This window comes from Nocardiopsis dassonvillei subsp. dassonvillei DSM 43111 (genome assembly GCF_000092985.1).
Classification (GTDB): Bacteria; Actinomycetota; Actinomycetes; order Streptosporangiales; family Streptosporangiaceae; genus Nocardiopsis; species Nocardiopsis dassonvillei.
The window spans coordinates 4,364,351-4,382,351 of record NC_014210.1; the positions used below are offsets into that span (position 1 = coordinate 4,364,351).

The following is an 18,001-nucleotide window of genomic DNA, read 5'->3' on the forward strand; positions in this document are numbered from 1 at the left end:
TCCATGGGCGCATTTTCGGATACGAGTTGTCGAACAGATGAACGCACTATCACGTGATACTTCACGGCAACACCCCCGTAACCCGGGGAAAAGAATTTTCCCCGCCACCTGATATCGGATGATCGGATGAAAGGGTGTGTTTTCCGGGGCCGCGAACCCGCCCCGGAGCCCGGACACCGGTGTCGGTGGAGGCACCGGGCGGGCCTATGATCTGCCAATGACCACACCGCTTGACGACGCGGCGCTGACCGCGTTCCTCGAGGGCCAGGAGGCCTCCTGGCTGGCCGAACAGCTGATGCTGGTGGCCGACGAGGATCCCATCACCAGGATCCGGCTGACCGCCGCGGCCGGATCCGAGAGTGCCGTGGACGAGGCGCGGGCCGCCGTCCTCGCCATCGTCGCGGACCACCTCCCGCAGGAGGCCGCCCAGTCCCCCGACGACGGCGACGCCCTGCACCGGGCGCTGGACCTGCTGGACGACCTGGCCGACTACGGTTTCGAGGACGAGTCGGCCGACATCGCGGACGAGGCCAGGGAGATCTACCTGGGCCGCCACGGGGAGGACGACAGCGACCACCTGGCGCGGCTGCACGCGGCCGCCGACGGCGAGGACGACGAGGAGTAGCGCGGGAGGGGGCCGAAGGCGCTCCGTCGGCCCCCTCCCCTTCGGGCACGCGCGCGACGAGGGCCCGGGCTCCGGCCGTCCCGCCCCCAGGGGCGGGGCGCCACAGGGCGTTGCCGCCGCGCCGGGACGGCGCTCGCCTCAGTCCCCGACGACCGGTGCCTCCGCCGGACGCAGCAGCGGCCCCACGTACTCCAGGGCCTGTCCGACGAGGGACTCCACGTCGTCCCTGACGTCGAGTTCGAGGCCGGGTTCGTCCTCCCTCAGCCGTTCGAGGGTGTCGAGCTGCGACTCCAGGAGCGCGGGCGGCATGAAGTGGTCCTGGCGGGCCTCGATCCGCCGCCAGATCACCTCGGCGGAGCCGTGCATGTGCAGGAAGCGCACCCCCGGGGCGGCCTGGCGCAGGACGTCGCGGTAGCTGTGCCTGAGCGCCGAGCAGGCCATGACCGTGGACTGGCCGGCGGCCTCGTGCTCGGCGATCCACCGGGCCAGCTCGTGCAGCCACGGCCAGCGGTCCTCGTCGGTCAGCGGGACGCCCGCCGCCATCTTGTCGATGTTGGCCCGGGGGTGGAAGTCGTCGGCCTCGGCGAAGGGCAGGCCCAGCTGCTTGGCCACACGTTCGGCGACAGTGGTCTTGCCGCTGCCCGAGACCCCCATGAAGACAAAGTGCATGGTTTCTCCGTGTCGTGGTGCCCCTGCGCGGCCGCAAGCGTCACCGTTAATAGTGATATCAATCAATCCGGCTAGGCTTCAGCGTGACCCACGGCCGCATGCGGCCAACCGGACGGCCCCGGAGCACGAGGAGAACGATGGCCACGGACCACCGCACACTGCACAACCGCGTGCTGGCGGTGCTCGGACCCGCCATCGCCGCAGGCGAGTACCGGACCGGCCACACCTTCACCCTCCAGGGCCTGGAACAGGACTTCGGCGTCTCCCGGACGGTCGCGCGCGAGGCCGTGCGCGTCCTGGAGTCCATGCGGCTGGTGGTCAGCCGCCCCCGCACCGGCATCCGCGTGCGCCCGCGCCGGGACTGGAGCGTCTTCGACCCCCAGCTCATCCGCTGGCGCCTGGCCGGGCCCGGCCGGATGGAGCAGCTGCGCTCGCTCAACGAACTGCGCGCCGCGCTGGAACCGGGGGCCGCGGCCCTGGCCGCCGAGCGCGGCGACGCCGAGGAGCGGGCCCAGCTGGTCGTGGTCGCCGACCAGATGGTCCGCACCGGGCGCGCCGGTGACCTGGAGACCTTCCTGGAGTTGGACGTCACGTTCCACCGCCGCATCCTGGAGCTGTCCGGCAACGAGATGTTCGTCGGCCTGTCCCAGGTGGTGGCGGAGGTCCTGGTCGGACGCACCTCCTACCACCTGATGCCGCGCAACCCGCGCCCGGAGGCGCTGCGGCTGCACAAGGCCGTGGCCCAGGCGATCCGGGACGGCCTCCCCGACGTGGCGGAGGCCGCGATGCGCTCCATCGTCACCGAGGTGTCCGTCGCGCTGGAGGGCGACCGGAGGGCGGAACCCGCGTCCTGAGCGGACGACCGGGTTCCGCCCGCGCGGTCACAGCACCAGGCTGAGTCCGAAGGCGAGCCCGAAGCCGATGAAGCCGATCAGGGTCTCCATGACCGTCCAGGTCTTGAGCGTCGTCTTGACGTCCATACCCAGGAAACGGCCGACCAGCCAGAACCCGGAGTCGTTGACGTGCGACAGGGCCGTGGCGCCGGAGGCGATCGCGATGACGATCAGGGCCAGGTCGATCGAGGAGAGTCCCGAGGTGGCCGCCACGGCCGGGGCGATCAGGCCCGCCGCCGTGGTGATGGCGACGGTGGCCGAGCCCTGGGCGACGCGCAGCGCGAGCGCGATGACGAAGGCGGCGACGATCACCGGCAGGCCGGTGGACTCCAGGCTGTCGGCGAGGGCGTCGCCGATGCCGCTGGTGCGCAGCACGCCGCCGAACATGCCGCCCGCGCCGGTGATGAGGATGATGGCGCAGACCGGGCCGAGCGCGCCGCCGACGATCTCCTCCACCCGCTGGCGGGTGAAGCGGCCCGGGCTGAGCACGACCATCGCGAAGAGCACGGTGATGAGCAGCGCGATCGGGGTCTGCCCGAGCAGCTGGAGGATCTGCACCCACGTGGCCTCGGCGGGCACCGCGCCCGTGGAGACGAGCGTGGTCATACCGGTGTTGGCGAAGATCAGCAGCATCGGCAGCAGGAGGACGGCCAGCACCGTCACCAGGCGCGGCGGGTTCTCGTGCTTGACGGTGCCGTCGGACATGATGTCCTCGGGAACCGCCAGCTCCCACTTCCTCCCGGCCCACAGGCCGAACAGGTAGCTGGCCAGGTACCAGGTGGGGATGGCCAGGATGGTGCCGATCAGCAGCACCAGGCCCATGTCCGCCTCGATCTCCACAGCCGCGGTGACCGGACCGGGGTGCGGGGGCACGAAGGCGTGCATGACCGCGAAGGCTCCCGCGGTGGGCAGCGCGTACATGAGCACGGATCCGCCGACGCGGCGGGCCACGCTGAAGACGATCGGCAGCATGACGATGAGGCCGACGTCGAAGAAGATCGGGAAGCCGAAGAGCAGGGAGGCGACGCCGAGCGCGAGCGGCGCGCGCTTCTCACCGAAGAGCCTGATCAGCGCCCCGGCCAGGACGGCCGCGCCTCCGGTGATCTCCAGCAGGCGGCCGATCATCACGCCGAGCCCGACGAGCAGGGCGACGTTGGCGAGGGTGCCCCCGAAGCCGTCCAGGAGGGTGGGCACCACCCCGGAGACGGGGATGCCGGTGGCCAGGGCGGTCAGGACGCTGACCAGGATGAGCGCCACGAACGCGTGCAGCTTGAGGCGGATGATCAGGAACAGCAGGAGGGCGATGGCTCCCGCAGCGATCCCGAGAAGGGGTCCCGTCCCGTAGACGGGTTCGAAGTTCTCCACGACGGAGCCTTCCGTGGGTGTGCGGTGGTGCTGAGCTGTACGGGAGTACGGCTCCGACCTGCTCTGGGGGCAGGCTCCGAGAATGGTAATACCATTTGTGAGGTTATGTGAACACCGGCGTTCCGTTCTGTTACGCCCGCGAGACCTGCGTCACCGGAAACCCGACCCACCAGCAGCTTCCGGGGCAAGGGTGACATGCGACACACCGGTGCGTTCGGGCGTCACTCCGTGAGCCCGGCGGCCACCGCCAGCCCCACCTCCCTGGACGTGAGGTAGGGCGAGGCGTCGTGCGCCTTCGGCCCGTTGTCCACCGGCAGGTCCGCCACGCCGCCGAACAGCGGGTCGAGCTCCTTGACCAGGGCGACCACGTCGCGCCGGTCGGCCACGTTGGTCCACGTGCGCACCGCCGGCGGACGGGTGCCGCGGCCCTTCTCGGGGGAGGGCAGGAGGCGGTCGAAGATCAGCCCCGCGATTCCGAGGGGGGACCCGACCGTCACGAGGTCGAGGAACGGAGCGGAGGCGGAGGCCGGATCGTCGGAGGGGGCCCGGGAGGCGGCGCACAGGGCCTCGTAGGCGACCACGCTGCCGAGCGAGTGCGCGACGACGAGGCGGGTGTCGGGACCGATCCCGGCGAGGACCCGCCGCTGGGCCGCCGACCTCACGGCGGGGTCGGTGAGGTAGGCGCGGACCTGCTTGAGGTCGGCGATCATGGCGCGGTCGGCGAGCCCCGCGAAGACGGGGTGGCGGGACAGCGACACCAGGGCGCGCTGTACCCAGGAGGGGGCGCCAAACCGGACCGGTGCCCCCGGTCCGGGCACCGAGGGGTCGGTCCGGGCGGCCTCCTCCCACAGTGCGCGCAACAGGTCCTGTTCCAGGCCCTCCTCGACGTCGGAGGCGTCGTAGGGCGGGAGTCCGACCGCCCGGTGTCCGGCGGGCCGGAAGAGGTCGCCGTAGAAGGCCATGGCGACGTCGTCCGGAGCGAGGCGGGCCCCGGCCAGGGCCGCGCCGTCGGTGAGCGCGGGGCGCCACTGGGCGAGCAGGGTCTCGGCGCCCTTGAACTGCTGGGCGATGCCGTGGACGCAGAGGATCCTGGCCACGCGGCCTCCTTGGAGCGGTGGGGGGTTCAGAGGCGGGTGAGTGAGTCCGTGTTGAGGCGGAGGGCGACGAGGCCGGAGTCGGTGGCGGCGTAGAGGTTCCCGTCCGGGGTGACCGAGAGGTCGTGGACCAGACTGCCCACACCGATCTCCCCGACCATGGTCCCGGCCGCGTGGTTCCAGGCGCGGATCACACCCTGGAGGTCGGAGACGACGACGAGCGGGACACCGGCGACCCGGGCGATGCGGATCGTCCGAACCCCGTCGACGAGGTCGGGTACCGGCAGTGCGGTACGCGACCAGTTCCGTGTGTTCCAGGCGAGGAGGGGGCCCTTGTCGCCGCCACCGACGAGCAGTCCTCCGTCCCCGGTGTCGGCGATGTCCACCGCGCGCAACCGTGTCCCGGCGTCGCCGAACGGCCCAGCGACCGGTTCTCGGGTCCGCAGGTCCCACACCCGGACCGTGCCGTCGGCGGACGCGCTGGCGAGCAGGTGCCGGTCACCGATGCGCACGGTACGGATGTTGCGCACGATCGCGGTGTGCCCTCCCAGCGGTTCCCCGACACGCGTGCGCTCGGCCAGGTCCCACACGTGGAGGCGGGCGTCCTTGCCCGTGGTGACCACGACGGTCCGGCCGTCCAGGTCGTGTACCGCGAACTCCGTCAACGGCGCCAGGTCCTGCTCGTGGAAGGAGGCGACCGCCTCCCCGGCGGCCGTGTCGACCAACTCCATCCACCGCCATCTCTGCACGAGGTGGGTGGTGTCCGAGACCCGGCACAGACGTGAGCCGCGCTCCTGGCTGGTGAGCAGGGGATGGGCCAGGTGCCCGGTGTCCGCGTCGTGGGCGCGCAACGTCCCGTCCGCCCCCATGGTGTGCACCCTCCCCTGGGCACCGTCGACGGACACCCCTCGCAGCTGGTGGTCGAGGCCGGAGAAGGCCTCTCCGACCGGACTGGTCGTGGCCACGTCCCACAGGCGCGCCTGCGCGTTCTGGACGGACAGGAACCCGAGCCCCGTGGCGGTCTCCGTGAAGACGCCCTTGATCAGCCCGTTCTCGCTGGACAACAGGGGCCTTCCCAGCCGCTCTCCCGCGAGCAGGTCGCCCAGGTGGAGCCTCCTGTCCGCGTCCAGTACCGCGGTGTGGCCGTCGTTGGTGACCCGGGCGCCGAAGTTCAGCAGTTGGACGCCCCACCCCTCCAGGGCACGGCCGACCGGCTGCCAGTGTTCGACGGAGTAACAGCACAGGTCGTTGGCCCCGCTCGTGGTCAGGGCCACGGGAGTCCCCCGGACGAAACCGATACCGATCGTGCCCCTGTCCAGCGCCTCGTCCCATGACTCGCGTCCGACCACGCGTTCCGGGAGGGTGGCGGGCCGCCCCTCCCAGGACCAGAGGTACAGGTAGTCCTGCGTCGTCCGGACGAGAAGGCGCAGTACCCCCGCGTCCACCCGGGCCCGCATCTCGTGGATGCCGCCGATCTGCCCGGTGAGGGGGCTGACGACATCGGCGCCCGTGCCCAGGTCCCACAGGCGGATGGTTCCGTCCTCGCTCCCGCTGACCACCAGGGAGCGGCCGTTCAGTTCCACCGTCTGGAGGCAGGTGACCGCGTTGGTGTGTCCGGTGAGGTGTCGGACGCACTCGCGTCCCCGGAGGGGATGCCAGACCCGCAGACTCGTGTCGTCCCCTCCGGTGACCGCGACCAGGTCGCCGTCCACCGAGGTCATCGCCACCGCCCGGATGGCGCCGTGGTGGCTCTCCAGCGGCCGGGCGATCCCCCGGAGTTCCTCCAGGTCCCAGACGCACAGCATGCCCTCGGCCCCGCCGGTCGCCGCGTAGGACTGCCCCGCGTGCACCGCGGCGGTGACGGCGTTGATGGTCTCGACGTGCCCGGTCTCGGGCTGGTCCGCGGCCAGGTCCCACACCCGCGCGGTCCGGTCATCGCTGACGGTGACGGCGAAGACGCCGTCCGCCTGCGAGGTCAGAACCGCCTGGTTCAGCGCCTGGGTGTGCCCCCGCAGGGGGTGGCCCTGCTGGCGCATGGTCTCCAGGTCCCACACCCGCGCGTCCTCCCACCCGCTGGTCAGGACCACCCTCCGTTCACCGAACCCGCCCGCGTCGATGGACCTGACACCCGCCCGGACAGGCATGACATGGGGGTGCACGGAAGTGGGTTCACCGATCTGCTGCCGGTTCAGCGGGTTCCAGCGGTTGAGCATCCCCTCCTCGTCACCGCTGAGGACCACGGGCCCCTCGGGGGTGTCCGTGAGGAGGAGCGTCGACACCTCCGCCGTGTGCGCGACGAACGCGTCACCGAGCACTTCCGCGCGCGGATCGTCGAGCAGCGCGGTCAGATCCCAGACGTAGGCCCTGCGATCGGTCCCGCCCGTGACCCCCAGCAGCCGGTCCCCCACGGGGGCGAGGGCCGCGGCGTTGACCGAGCTGCGGTGTGCGGCCAGCGGCCCTCCCAGGGGACTCCGGGTGTCCAGGTCCCAGAGCCGGGCGGTCCCGTCCTGGCTCGACGTCAGCGCGAAGGTCCTGCCCCGGAAGGTCGCCATGGCCACGTCCGTGACGAGGTTGGTGTGTGCCTCCCACTGCTCACCGAGGACCCGGCTGGTGGACAGGTCCACGATCCGCAGACGTCCGTCGATGCCTCCGACCAGGGCGACGGAGTACTCGTCCAACTCCCCCAGGGTGAGGCAGGTGGGCCTGACGGGCAGCGCCAGCGGGTCGCCCAACTGGCTCTGGGTGCTCAGGTCCCAGATCCGCACCGTCCTGTCGGCGCTGCCGGTGACCGCGACGCGGTGCCCGTCCAGCGCCGTGGTGGCCACGCACACGACCTCCTTCGTGTGCCCCACCAGCTGCCGGTGCGCGCCGCTGGTGGACCACCACGCCCACCGCGTGGTCCACGTGGACGGCAGGCCCGACTTGTCGATCCGCTCCGCGAGCGCGTCGGCGCCGCAGCGCCGGGCCGACAGCTGGAGGTCGGAGGTGCGGTCCTTGAGCGGGTACCTCTCCGACAGCCGGTGGGCGACCTGTTCGTAGGCCGTGCGGGCCGCCTGCGCCTCCTCACCCGAGACCCTGCCCAGCACCCGCATCAGGGGGAGCTGACCGGCCGCCAGCAGGAACACCGGGTCGGCCACCAGCGCGTCGAGGTGCCCGGTGTCGGAGGCGTGCGTGGCCAGGTGCGCGCGGACGTAGGCGGAGGCCGAGAACCAGTCCGGCCCCTGGCCGTCCAGGCGGCCCGGCACGGTCCCCAGCAGCGCTGCCACGATCCGCTCCTGCGCGCGGGTGGCGTCCCCGCGGCCGTTGTAGGAGGCGCGCAGGTGGTCGGCGAGCGCCTGGTGGTAGAGGCGGTACACCGACCGCTCCCCCTCCACCACCTCGGCGACGTAGTCGCTGGCGAAGCGCAGGACCTCGCTGATGTCGGCGTCGGAGCACTCCGCGTCCGACAGGCCGGCGGCCATCGCCGCCCACGTGCTCCCCCGGGGGAGCCCCTGGCCCTCGGCGAAGGCCAGCGGGGTGAGCAGGCGCCGCACCCGGTCCTCCTCCTCACCGAAGCGCGCCAGGTAGTCGTCGAAGGCCTCGCCGACCCCGCTGGGCAGGGTCCTCTGCCAGCCGGACACCGAGGTGTCGATGGGGGTCGGCTCCTTGCGCAGGCTGCGGGCGGTGAGCCGGGCGACCAGGAAGACCCCGGCCGCGCGGCCCGCCACTCCCCTGGCCACCCGGTCGGCCAGCTCGGGCCTGTCCCGGTAGGGGGTGCGCGTGTCGGCCTCGTCGGAGGCGAGCAGCACCTGGCGCACGTAGCCGCGGATGTCGGCCTCGGTGTCGGCGGGATGGGTGTCCAGGTCGATGACGGTCATCACCGACTCCAGCGCCCTGACCAGCTCGCGGCGGGTGCCGACCAGGAGCCGCACCCCGGGGATCTCGGCCATGGGCCGCAGCAGCTCGCGGGCGATCCGGCGCGGCTCACCGCGGCCCACGAAGTCGGCCGTGCTGGCCGAGCCCGCCTCGTCGAGGGCGTCGACGACGATGACGAGGGGCCGTTCGCTGACCCGTGCGCGCTGGGCCAGCTCCTGGAGGAGCCCGGCCGCCGAGGGGGTCCGCGCCCGGGAGCCGAGCGCAGTGGAGACGCGCTCGACGATCTCCTCCAGCCGCTTGTGCCGGGCGTGGACCGCGGCGGTCACCGTCCCCACGGGGACGAGGGTGTCGTCGGAGGACTCCGCGAGCCCCAGCCGCTCGCGGTACTCGCGGTCGGACACGGTGACGACCCGGCCCAGCACCGCCGACTTGCCGCAGCCGGGCTTGCCGGTCACGATGCGGCCCCGCCCGTCGCCCTCCGGCGACGTCATCCAGGAGACCAGGTCGCGCAGGACCCACTCCCGGCCGCTGAAGTAGCGGCCCTGCTCGGACTCGAACTCCACGCCGCGCGAGCGCGGGCCGTAGTGCTCGGCCAGTTCGGCCGCCTGGCGCTGGAAGTCGAGGTCGGTGCCCTCCGAGGGCAGGTCGGCGCGGTAGGAGTCGTTGGGCAGGAAGGGGTCCAGGCCGGTGCCCGCGCCCTTGGCCAGCTCGGCGCGCTGGGGGACGCCGTTCTCGGCGAAGTGGTCGTTGACGTGCTGGACGACGGAGGCCAGGTCGAGGTAGGGCTGGCGCTGGCCCGCCCGCTCGGTGGCCGTCTCCACGGCCTCGCGCAGCGCGGGCGCGAAGGCCCCGTCCTGGGCGAGGTCCTTGGCGCGCGCGGAGGACAGGAAGCACACCGAGGTGGACACGTCGCCGCCGGTGAGGCGGTAGGCGAGGGTGTTGAGCGCGATCCCGGCCGCGTCGGAGGCGCCCGCCCCGGCCGCGCAGGTGTCCAGGATCAGCAGCAGCCTGCGCAGCCGCCCCTCGCACAGGATCCGGACCAGGTCCTCGGTGGCCAGGGCGGTCGAGGCGGGGGTGTCCTCGCGTGTGTCCCAGCAGCACAGGTAGTGCCGGTCCCGGTCGGGCGCGTATCCGTGGCCCGCGAAGTACAGGACGACGACGTCCTCCTCGCCCAGTTCGACATCGGCGACCCAGCGGCGGATCTTCTCGCGGATGTCGTTGGCGCTCCCGTAGTCGCCGATCCCCTCCAGAACGGATTCGTAGCCGAAGCCGGTGAACAGGTTCCGGACGGCGAGAACATCTTCTCCGACCCCGGTCAGCTGCTCCTCTCTGGACAGGTGCTGGTACCTGGAAACACCGACGGCAAGGAAGAAACGACGACCGGTTCCGCTCGGCAAGGGGGCAACCTCTCGGTTTTCTTCAGGGGGTTTTATGCACTTGTCGAAGGCCCGAAAAAGCGCGCCAGGCGCTGTCTGATCCATTATGCCCGTGGGAGCTCCGGGGCCCCACCCCTGTGGAAAAGCGCAAACACCCACATAGGACTCACCAATCACGTGGGGGCCCACGGGGGGATCCCCTCCGGCCGATCACCCTTCGAGCATTGACAGCACCCTGTCAAAATGACAGCATGCTGCCATGATCGAAAACACCAGGCAGACCGTCCACCTCGCCGTGTACGACCAGCTGGCGGACTGGGAGATCGGGCACACCACCGCGACCATCCGGGGCGGCGACTGGCAGCGCGACCCCGGGCGCTACGACGTGGTGACCGTCGGCCTCACCGGCGCGCCCGTCACGACCGCGGGCGGGCTGACCATCCTGCCGGACATCACCCTGCCCCAGCTCAAGCCCTCCTCCAGCGCGATGCTGATCCTGCCGGGCGCCGACGGCTGGGACCTGGACCCCGAGGCCTTCTCGCCGTTCGCCTCGGCGGCCGGGATCTGGCTCGACGCCGGTGTGCCGGTGGCGGCCATCTGCGGCGCCACGGCCGGGCTCGCCCGTGAGGGGCTCCTGGACTACCGCGACCACACCAGCGCCGCGCCCGAGTACCTGCTGGCCACCGGCTACGCCGGGATGCGCCGCTACCGCTCCGCGCTCGCGGTCTCCGACGGCGGCCTCATCACGGCCGGGCCCACCGCGCCGCTGGAGTTCGCCCGGGAGGTCTTCGCGGCCCTGGACCTGTACACGCCCCGCGTCCTCGACGCGTGGTACCGGCTGCACGCCGAGCACGACCCCGGCGCCTACCACGTGCTGCTGGAGGGGTCCTGAGCATGGCCCCTGCCGAGGACAGACACTCCGACCTGCTCACCGGGACGGCGCTCACCGTCTTCCGCCTCAACGGGCAGTTCCTGTCGGTGGCCGAGGAGCTGGCCCGCACCGCCGGACTGACCGCCGCGCGCTGGCAGGTGCTCGGCGCGGTGACCCGCGACCCCCTGCCGGTGTCGGCGGTCGCGCGCCGCTTCGGCACCACGCGGCAGAGCGTGCAGCGCATCGCCGACCTGCTGGTGGAGCAGGGGCTGGCCGAGTACCGGCCGAACCCGGCGCACAGCCGCGCCAAGCTGCTCGCCGCCACCGGGGAGGGCCTGGACGCCCTGCGCCGGATCAGCCCCGACCACGACCGGGTGGCCAAGGCCCTGGTCGCCGAGCTGGGCGAGGAGGACAGCGCTCGTGTCCTGGAGGCGCTGCGCCAGCTCTCACGCGCCCTGGACCGGATCGGGGGCGACTGAGCGGCGGGCAGTATCGTCGGGCGGACACCCCGTCCACCCCGGGTCCGCTCCCCCCGCCCGAGGGCACGCGTCCCACCAGGAGGAAGACGCCATGATCGACCTGCGTTCCGACACCGTCACCCGCCCCACCCCGGCCATGCGCAGGGCCATGGCCGAGGCCGAGGTGGGCGACGACGTGTGGGGCGAGGACCCGACCGTGCGGGAACTGGAGGAGGAGACCGCCGGGCTGCTGGGCCGGGAGGCCGCGCTGTACGTGCCGTCCGGGCACATGGCCAACCAGCTGGGGCTGTACGTGTCCACCCGCAGCGGCGAGGAGGTGTGGGCGCACGAGAACCACCACCTCATCGGCGACGAGCAGGGCGCGACCGCGGTGCTGGCCCGGGCTCTGCCGCGCCTGTACTCGGACGGGCTCTGCCCCACCGACGCGGTGCTGGAGTCGTGGATCGCCGGCCGGGGCGACGTCCACCGGGCCGAGCCCGCCCTGGTGTGGCTGGAGAACACCTTCACCGGCCGCGTCGTACCGCTGGCCGAACAGCGCCGGGTCACCGGGTTCGCGCACCGGCACGGGCTGCGCGCGCACCTGGACGGGGCTCGGCTGTGGAACGCGGCCGCCGCCCTGGACGCCGCTCCCGCCGAGGTCGCGGACGGGTTCGACACGGTGTCGGTGTGCTTCTCCAAGGGCCTGGGCGCCCCGGTGGGCTCGGCGCTGGTCGGGGACGCCGACACGGTGCGCAGGGCCCGGCGCGGGCGCAAGCTGCTGGGCGCGGGGATGCGCCAGGCCGGGATCATCGCCGCCGGGGCCCTGTACGCGCTGCGCCACCACCGCGAGCGGGTGGCCGAGGACCACGAGCGCGCCGCGGAGCTGGCCCGGCTGATCTCCGAGCGGTCCGGGCTGGCCGTGCGGGCGCAGACCAACATGGTGCTGGTGCCCACCCCGGCCGGACAGGGCGCGCGCTACGCCGAGGCCTTCGCCCGCCACGGGGTCGCGGGGCTGGGCATCGGCGACGCCGTGCGCCTGGTGGTGCACCTGGAGACCACCGGCCGCGACGTCGAGGAGGCCGCCCGGGGCGTGGCCGAGGCCGCCGCCGAGCTGTGACCCCGGCGGCCGGGCGCGGCAGTCGGCCGACCTAGACTGTGCCGATCGCCTGACCGCCCGGCTGCCGCGGGCGTGCCACGCGTCACAACGCGTAGTAGCATTTCGCGTATGACATTGTCGTACTAGAGAGTGGTAGCACCGCAATGCCGGGAAGAATCCAGTCGATCGAACGCGCGGCAGCCATTCTCCGGATCCTGGCCACCGGCGCCCGCGGGCTCAGCCTGGCGGAGATCTCCCGGTCCCTGGAGCTGCCCAAGGGCACCGTGCTCGGCATCCTGCGCACCCTCCAGCACGTGGGCTTCGTCGAGCAGGACCCCGAGTCGGGCCGCTACCGCCTGGGCGGGGGCATGCTCAGCCTGGGCACCCGCTACCTGGACGGCAACGAACTGCGCACCCGCGCCCTGAACTGGGCGGACAGCCTGGCCTCGCGCAGCGGTGAGAGCGTGCGGATCGGCACGCTGCACAAGCACCAGGTGCTCGTGGTCCACCACGTGTTCCGTCCCGACGCCTCCCAGCAGACCCTGGACGTGGGCACCCTGCTGCCGCTGCACGCCACCGCCATCGGCAAGGTCATCATGGCCTTCGACCCCCTGGCGGCCCCCGAGGAGGACCCGGCCGTGGTCGAGAGCGGCGGGGCCCCGGCCCTGACCTCCTTCACCCGGCACACCGTCACCTCCCCCGCCGCGCTGGAGCGCCAGCTCGACCAGGTGCGCGACGACGGCTGGGCGTGGGAGGCCGAGGAACTCGTGGACGGCGAGGTCTCCATCGCCGCCCCCATCCGCGACCGGCGCGGCACGACCGTCGGCGCCATCGGGGTGCGCGGCGCCGTCGAGCGCCTGCGCGGCGAGGGGGGCAGGCCCGACATGGAGCAGGTCTCCTACGTGCGCGACGCGGCGCGGGCCATCTCCCGGGAACTCGGCGTCACCCCCTACTGAGGTCGCACCGCAGTTCTCCCACCGCCCGCGGAAGGCCTCCCGCGCGGCGGCTTCCGGCGTTCGCCCGCGCCTGGCAGCGTTGCCGTCGAGAGGACGTGACGCACGCGACACGATTGCGTCACACGGCCTTGACATGGGAAGGAAAGACGGATGAAACTAACGGCTACTCATACGTCAATGTCGTACAACGTGCGGGTTTAATCCGAAACCGTGTGCGTCCGGCCCCGTCCCGAGCCCCACCCTGAAGGCGAGCACCCGATGAGTCAGCAGTACGTCGCCGCGATCGACCAGGGCACCACGTCGAGCCGCTGCATCCTCTTCGACCGCGACGGACGTATCGTCTCGGTCGACCAACGCGAACACAGGCAGATCTTCCCCAAGCCGGGCTGGGTCGAACACGACGCCACGGAGATCTGGACCAACGTCGAGGCGGTCATCAGGGGAGCCCTGGACAAGAACGACATCACCCCCGACCAGATCGCGGCCGTCGGCATCACCAACCAGCGCGAGACCACCCTGGTCTGGGACCGCGAGACGGGCGAGCCGGTCCACAACGCCATCGTCTGGCAGGACACCCGCACCGACGACCTGGTCCGCGAACTGGGCGGCGAGGAGGGCCAGGACCGCTTCCGCGACCGGTGCGGCCTGCCGCTGGCCACCTACTTCTCCGGCCCCAAGCTGCGCTGGCTGCTGGACAACGTCGACGGCCTGCGCGAACGCGCCGAGCGCGGCGAGGTCCTGTTCGGCACCATGGACACCTGGATCATCTGGAAGCTGACCGGCCGCCACGTCACCGACGTGACCAACGCCAGCCGCACCATGCTGATGAACCTGTCCACCCTCCAGTGGGATCCCGAGATCCTGGAGGCCATCGGCGTCCCCGAGGGCGTCCTGCCCGAGATCCGCTCGTCGTCGGAGGTCTACGGCGAGGCCAGGGGATACCTGGCCGGAACCCCCGTCGCCTCCTCCCTCGGCGACCAGCACGCCGCCCTGTTCGGCCAGACCTGCTTCGACCCGGGCGACGTCAAGGGCACCTACGGCACCGGTACCTTCCTGGTGATGAACACCGGCACCGAGCCGGTGACCTCCGAGAACGGCCTGCTCACCACGCTGGGATACAAGCTCGGCGACGAACCGGCCGTGTACGCCCTGGAGGGCTCCATCGCGGTGACCGGCTCCCTCGTGCAGTGGCTGCGCGACAACCTGGGCCTGATCTCCACCGCGCCCGAGATCGAGACGCTGGCGCGCACCGTGGAGGACAACGGCGGCTGCTACATCGTGCCCGCCTTCTCCGGCCTGTTCGCCCCGCACTGGCGCAGCGACGCGCGCGGCGTCATGGCGGGCCTGACCGGTTACGTCAACAAGGGCCACATCGCCCGCGCCGTCCTGGAGGCCACCGCGTGGCAGACCCGCGAGGTCGTCGACGCGATGAACGCCGACGCGCCCACGGAGCTGACCACGCTCAAGGTGGACGGCGGCATGACCGCCGACAACCTGCTCATGCAGATCCTGTCCGACGTGCTCGACACCGAGGTCGTGCGTCCGATGGTCGCCGAGACCACCTGCCTGGGCGCCGCCTACGCCGCGGGGCTGGCGGTGGGCTACTGGCCCGACGTCGAGACGCTGCGCGCCAACTGGCACAAGGCCGCCGAGTGGACTCCGAAGATGGAGCCCGCCGTGCGCGAGCGCGAGTACCGCAACTGGAACAAGGCCGTGCGCCGCACCCTGGACTGGGTCGAGCACGAGGACGCCCAGTAGCGCGGGGGCGGCGTCACCCCACCGAACGACCGGTTCCCAGGAGCCCCGGCTGCCACCTTCGGCTCCCGGGAACCGGCCCGCGGGGCGCCGTACGCGCTCCGCTCCATCCCATTCCTGTGACGGGTGCGTCCTATTAAACCCCCGCCTCCGGCCCGGCGCCGGTCGGCGGGGGCGAGGCCCCCGTGACCCGGCTCCCCTGACGGGGCGGAGGTCCCCATGGTCTATCTGGCAGAGTTCGTCGGTACGGCGATCCTGATCCTGCTCGGCGGCGGTGTCGTCGCCGGTGTCTCGCTCGCGCGCTCCAAGGCCCTCAACGGCGGCTGGATCGTCGTCACCTTCGGCTGGGGCATGGCGGTCGCGATGGCCGTCTACGTCGTCGGCGCCACCAGCGGCGCACACATCAACCCCGCCGTCACGCTGGGCCTGGCCAGCATCGGCGACTTCCCGTGGTCCCAGGTGCCCGGGTACATGCTGGCCCAGCTGGCGGGCGCGTTCACCGGCGCCGTCCTGGTCTACCTGGTCTACCTGCCGCACTGGAAGGTCACCGACGACCCGGAGGCGAAGCTGGGCGTGTTCAGCACCGCCCCGGCCGTGCGCAACCTGGTGGCCAACTTCGTCACCGAGGTCATCGGCACCGCGATGCTGCTCCTGGGCGTGCTGGGCATCGGCGCGAACTCCGGCTTCGTCTCCGTCGAGGGCGGGGCCGACCTGAGCGGCCTGTTCACCAACGGCCTCGCGCCGCTGCTGATCGGCCTGCTGGTGCTGGCGATCGGCCTGTCCCTGGGCGGCCCGACGGGGTACGCCATCAACCCGGCCCGCGACCTGGGGCCGCGCATCGCGCACGCGGTGCTGCCGATCCCGGGCAAGGGCCCCTCCGACTGGGGGTACGCCTGGGTTCCGGTGGTCGGCCCCCTGGTGGGCGGCGTGATCGGCGCGTGGATCTGGAAGCTCACCGGGTTCGGCGCCTGAGCTCCGCCGGCCCGGGGGCGGTGTGACCGCCGCCCCCGACCGGCCCCGCCACGATCGCCCGGGGCTCTCCAGGCCCCGCCCTCCGGGCCCGCGCGGCGGGTCCGGACCCCGTGAAGCCCCGGGGTGTCGCGCACACGCGTGGCCCCCGGGGCTTCGCCGTGCGCGCCCTCCGGGCGGGCCGACCGTGTGATGGGCCGACAAGGTGCGACAATGCCGCATCTCCTGAACCCCGTGTGTCGACCCGGCTCCCCTGGGCAACAGGCGCCAAGCTCGCCTTCGTCCTGGACCACCCCTGGAGCTGTTTTCTCGGCCGGATCACCCCCTCTTCTTCACCAGCGTTCGGCATTGTCGTATTATGAAGGCGATACATCGCCTGAAACGTGGAGACTGTTCAGGTGCACGCGAGGCCCCCTCCATCCCTCCGAGGAGCACAGCCATGACCGTCAGCGCCAGCCAGAACCGCATCGCCTCGTCGCGCTCGCGCACACGCGACGAACTCACCCGGGGGACCTTCGACCTCCTGGTCGTCGGCGGCGGGATCCTCGGGACCTCCGTCGCCTGGACCGCCACCCAGGCGGGCCTGCGCGTGGCCATGGTCGACTCCGGCGACTTCGCCGGAGCCACCTCCAGCGCCTCCTCCAAGCTGGTGCACGGCGGGCTGCGCTACCTCCAGAGCGGCCAGGTGCGCCTGGTCGCCGAGAACCACCGCGAGCGCCGGTCCCTGGCCTCGGAGGTGGCACCGCACCTGGTCAACCACATGCCGTTCCTGGTCCCGATCTACTCCGGCGGCCCGCACGGGGCCGCGAAGATGGGCGCCGGGGTGTTCCTGTACTCGGCCCTGTCGGCCTTCGGCGACGGCATGGGCCGCCTGCTCTCCCCCGCCCAGGCGCGGCGGCTCGCCCCGGGCCTGCGCACCGACGGCCTGCGGTCGGTGGCCGCCTACAGCGACCACCAGATGAACGACAGCCGGATGGCCGTCATGAGCGTGCGCGCCGCCGTGGACGCGGGCGCGGTGGTGCTCAACCACGCCGAGGTCGTGGGGCTGCGCACCACCCGGGGCCGGGTCACCGGCGCCGACCTGCGCGACCGCGTCGACGGCGGGGAGTTCGGCATCGACGCGCGGCTGGTCCTCAACGCGACCGGCCCGTGGGTGGACCGGCTGCGGAGCATGGAGGACCCCTCCGCGACGCCCAGCGTCCGCCTGTCCAAGGGCGCGCACCTGGTGCTGCGGACCCCCGAGCCCTGGCGCGCCGCGCTGACCATCCCCGTGGACAAGTACCGGGTGTCGTTCGCGATCCCGTGGGAGGGCAGGCTGCTGCTGGGCACCACCGACGAGGAGTACACCGGGGACCCGGCCGACGTGTCGGTCGTGCCCGCCGACGTGGAACAGATCCTGAGCGAGGCCGCGCTGGGCATCGACGCGCCCTACCTGGACGCCTCCCACGTCGACTACTCCTTCGCGGGGCTGCGGGTGCTGCCCGGCGGACCCGGCGGCACCAGCTCGGCCAAGCGCGAGACCGTGGTCACCCAGGGGCGGGGCGGGATGCTCTCGGTGGCCGGCGGCAAGTGGACGACCTACCGCCACATCGGCCGCGCCGTCCTCAAGGAGCTGCGCAGGGTCAGCGCCGTGCCGCTGGCGGAGGACATGGCCGACCCACTGCGCACGGTGCCGCTGCCCGGACTGGCCAGCCCGGACGCGGTGGCCCAGCGGCTGATCACCGACCGCGCGCCCGGCGCCCCTCTGGACCCGCTGGTCGCCCGCCACCTGGCGTCGCACTACGGGAGCCTGGCCATGGACATCGCGGCGATGGTGCGCGAGGAGCCGCGGCTGGGCGAGCGCATCCACCCCGACGGCCCCGACATCTGGGCGCAGGTGGTCTTCGCCCGCGACCGCGAGTGGGCGGTGAACGCGGACGACGTGCTGCGCCGCCGCACCACGGTGACCGTGCGGGGGCTGGACACCCCCGAGGTGCGTCAGCGCACCGAGGCCCTGCTGGAGGGGTGAACCCCCTCCCC

Annotated in this window: 13 protein-coding genes; 9 read left to right on the top strand and 4 right to left on the bottom strand. The window is 72.4% G+C overall.

The window, feature by feature from the left end; translation table 11 throughout:
* The first annotated feature begins 217 nt into the window (after positions 1-217).
* On the top strand, positions 218-625 hold the full coding sequence (locus tag NDAS_RS18015; RefSeq protein ID WP_013154645.1) for a hypothetical protein: 408 nt from the start codon (positions 218-220) through the stop codon (positions 623-625).
* Positions 626-763: 138 nt separating this feature from the next.
* On the opposite strand, the gene NDAS_RS18020 is transcribed toward NDAS_RS18015, so the two are convergent.
* Entirely contained in the window at positions 764-1,294 is a 531-nt protein-coding gene (locus tag NDAS_RS18020) for a gluconokinase (protein ID WP_013154646.1), read from the bottom strand.
* Positions 1,295-1,431: 137 nt separating this feature from the next.
* On the opposite strand from NDAS_RS18020, the gene NDAS_RS18025 reads away from it, so the two are divergent.
* Complete coding sequence (locus tag NDAS_RS18025; protein WP_013154647.1) at positions 1,432-2,148, top strand: FadR/GntR family transcriptional regulator; 717 nt, start codon at positions 1,432-1,434, stop codon at positions 2,146-2,148.
* A gap of 27 nt (positions 2,149-2,175) precedes the next feature.
* Here the strand turns inward: NDAS_RS18025 and NDAS_RS18030 are convergent, their stop codons facing one another.
* The 3 genes from NDAS_RS18030 to NDAS_RS18040 form a co-directional block, all read right to left on the bottom strand.
* Positions 2,176-3,552 (bottom strand): GntP family permease, encoded by a 1,377-nt coding sequence (locus NDAS_RS18030; RefSeq protein ID WP_013154648.1) that lies wholly within the window; start codon positions 3,550-3,552, stop codon positions 2,176-2,178.
* Between the two features lie 221 nt (positions 3,553-3,773).
* Entirely contained in the window at positions 3,774-4,649 is an 876-nt protein-coding gene (locus NDAS_RS18035) for a hypothetical protein (RefSeq protein WP_013154649.1), read from the bottom strand.
* 26 nt (positions 4,650-4,675) lie between these two features.
* Entirely contained in the window at positions 4,676-9,898 is a 5,223-nt protein-coding gene (locus NDAS_RS18040) for a caspase family protein (protein ID WP_013154650.1), read from the bottom strand.
* A gap of 238 nt (positions 9,899-10,136) precedes the next feature.
* Here NDAS_RS18040 and NDAS_RS18045 point away from each other — a divergent pair, with 238 nt between their 5' ends.
* From NDAS_RS18045 to NDAS_RS18075, 7 genes are all read left to right on the top strand, one after another.
* Positions 10,137-10,769 carry a DJ-1/PfpI family protein gene (locus tag NDAS_RS18045; RefSeq protein WP_013154651.1) on the top strand — a complete coding sequence of 211 codons (633 nt, stop codon included), beginning with the start codon at positions 10,137-10,139 and terminating at the stop codon, positions 10,767-10,769.
* A 2-nt stretch (positions 10,770-10,771) separates the two neighbouring features.
* Positions 10,772-11,227: a MarR family winged helix-turn-helix transcriptional regulator gene (locus tag NDAS_RS18050; RefSeq protein WP_013154652.1), complete on the top strand. Its 456-nt coding sequence runs from the start codon at positions 10,772-10,774 to the stop codon at positions 11,225-11,227.
* 91 nt (positions 11,228-11,318) lie between these two features.
* Positions 11,319-12,323: a threonine aldolase family protein gene (locus NDAS_RS18055; protein WP_013154653.1), complete on the top strand. Its 1,005-nt coding sequence runs from the start codon at positions 11,319-11,321 to the stop codon at positions 12,321-12,323.
* Positions 12,324-12,466: 143 nt separating this feature from the next.
* A complete protein-coding gene (locus tag NDAS_RS18060) occupies positions 12,467-13,258 on the top strand; it encodes an IclR family transcriptional regulator (RefSeq protein WP_013154654.1) in 792 nt (263 codons plus the stop codon).
* A gap of 258 nt (positions 13,259-13,516) precedes the next feature.
* Positions 13,517-15,016 (top strand): glycerol kinase GlpK, encoded by a 1,500-nt coding sequence (gene glpK, locus NDAS_RS18065; protein WP_013154655.1) that lies wholly within the window; start codon positions 13,517-13,519, stop codon positions 15,014-15,016.
* A gap of 216 nt (positions 15,017-15,232) precedes the next feature.
* The gene (locus tag NDAS_RS18070) at positions 15,233-15,985 is read left to right on the top strand and encodes an MIP/aquaporin family protein (protein ID WP_013154656.1); all 753 of its coding nucleotides are present in this window, start codon (positions 15,233-15,235) and stop codon (positions 15,983-15,985) included.
* 436 nt (positions 15,986-16,421) lie between these two features.
* Positions 16,422-17,990 carry a glycerol-3-phosphate dehydrogenase/oxidase gene (locus tag NDAS_RS18075; protein ID WP_013154657.1) on the top strand — a complete coding sequence of 523 codons (1,569 nt, stop codon included), beginning with the start codon at positions 16,422-16,424 and terminating at the stop codon, positions 17,988-17,990.
* Positions 17,991-18,001 lie beyond the last annotated feature (11 nt).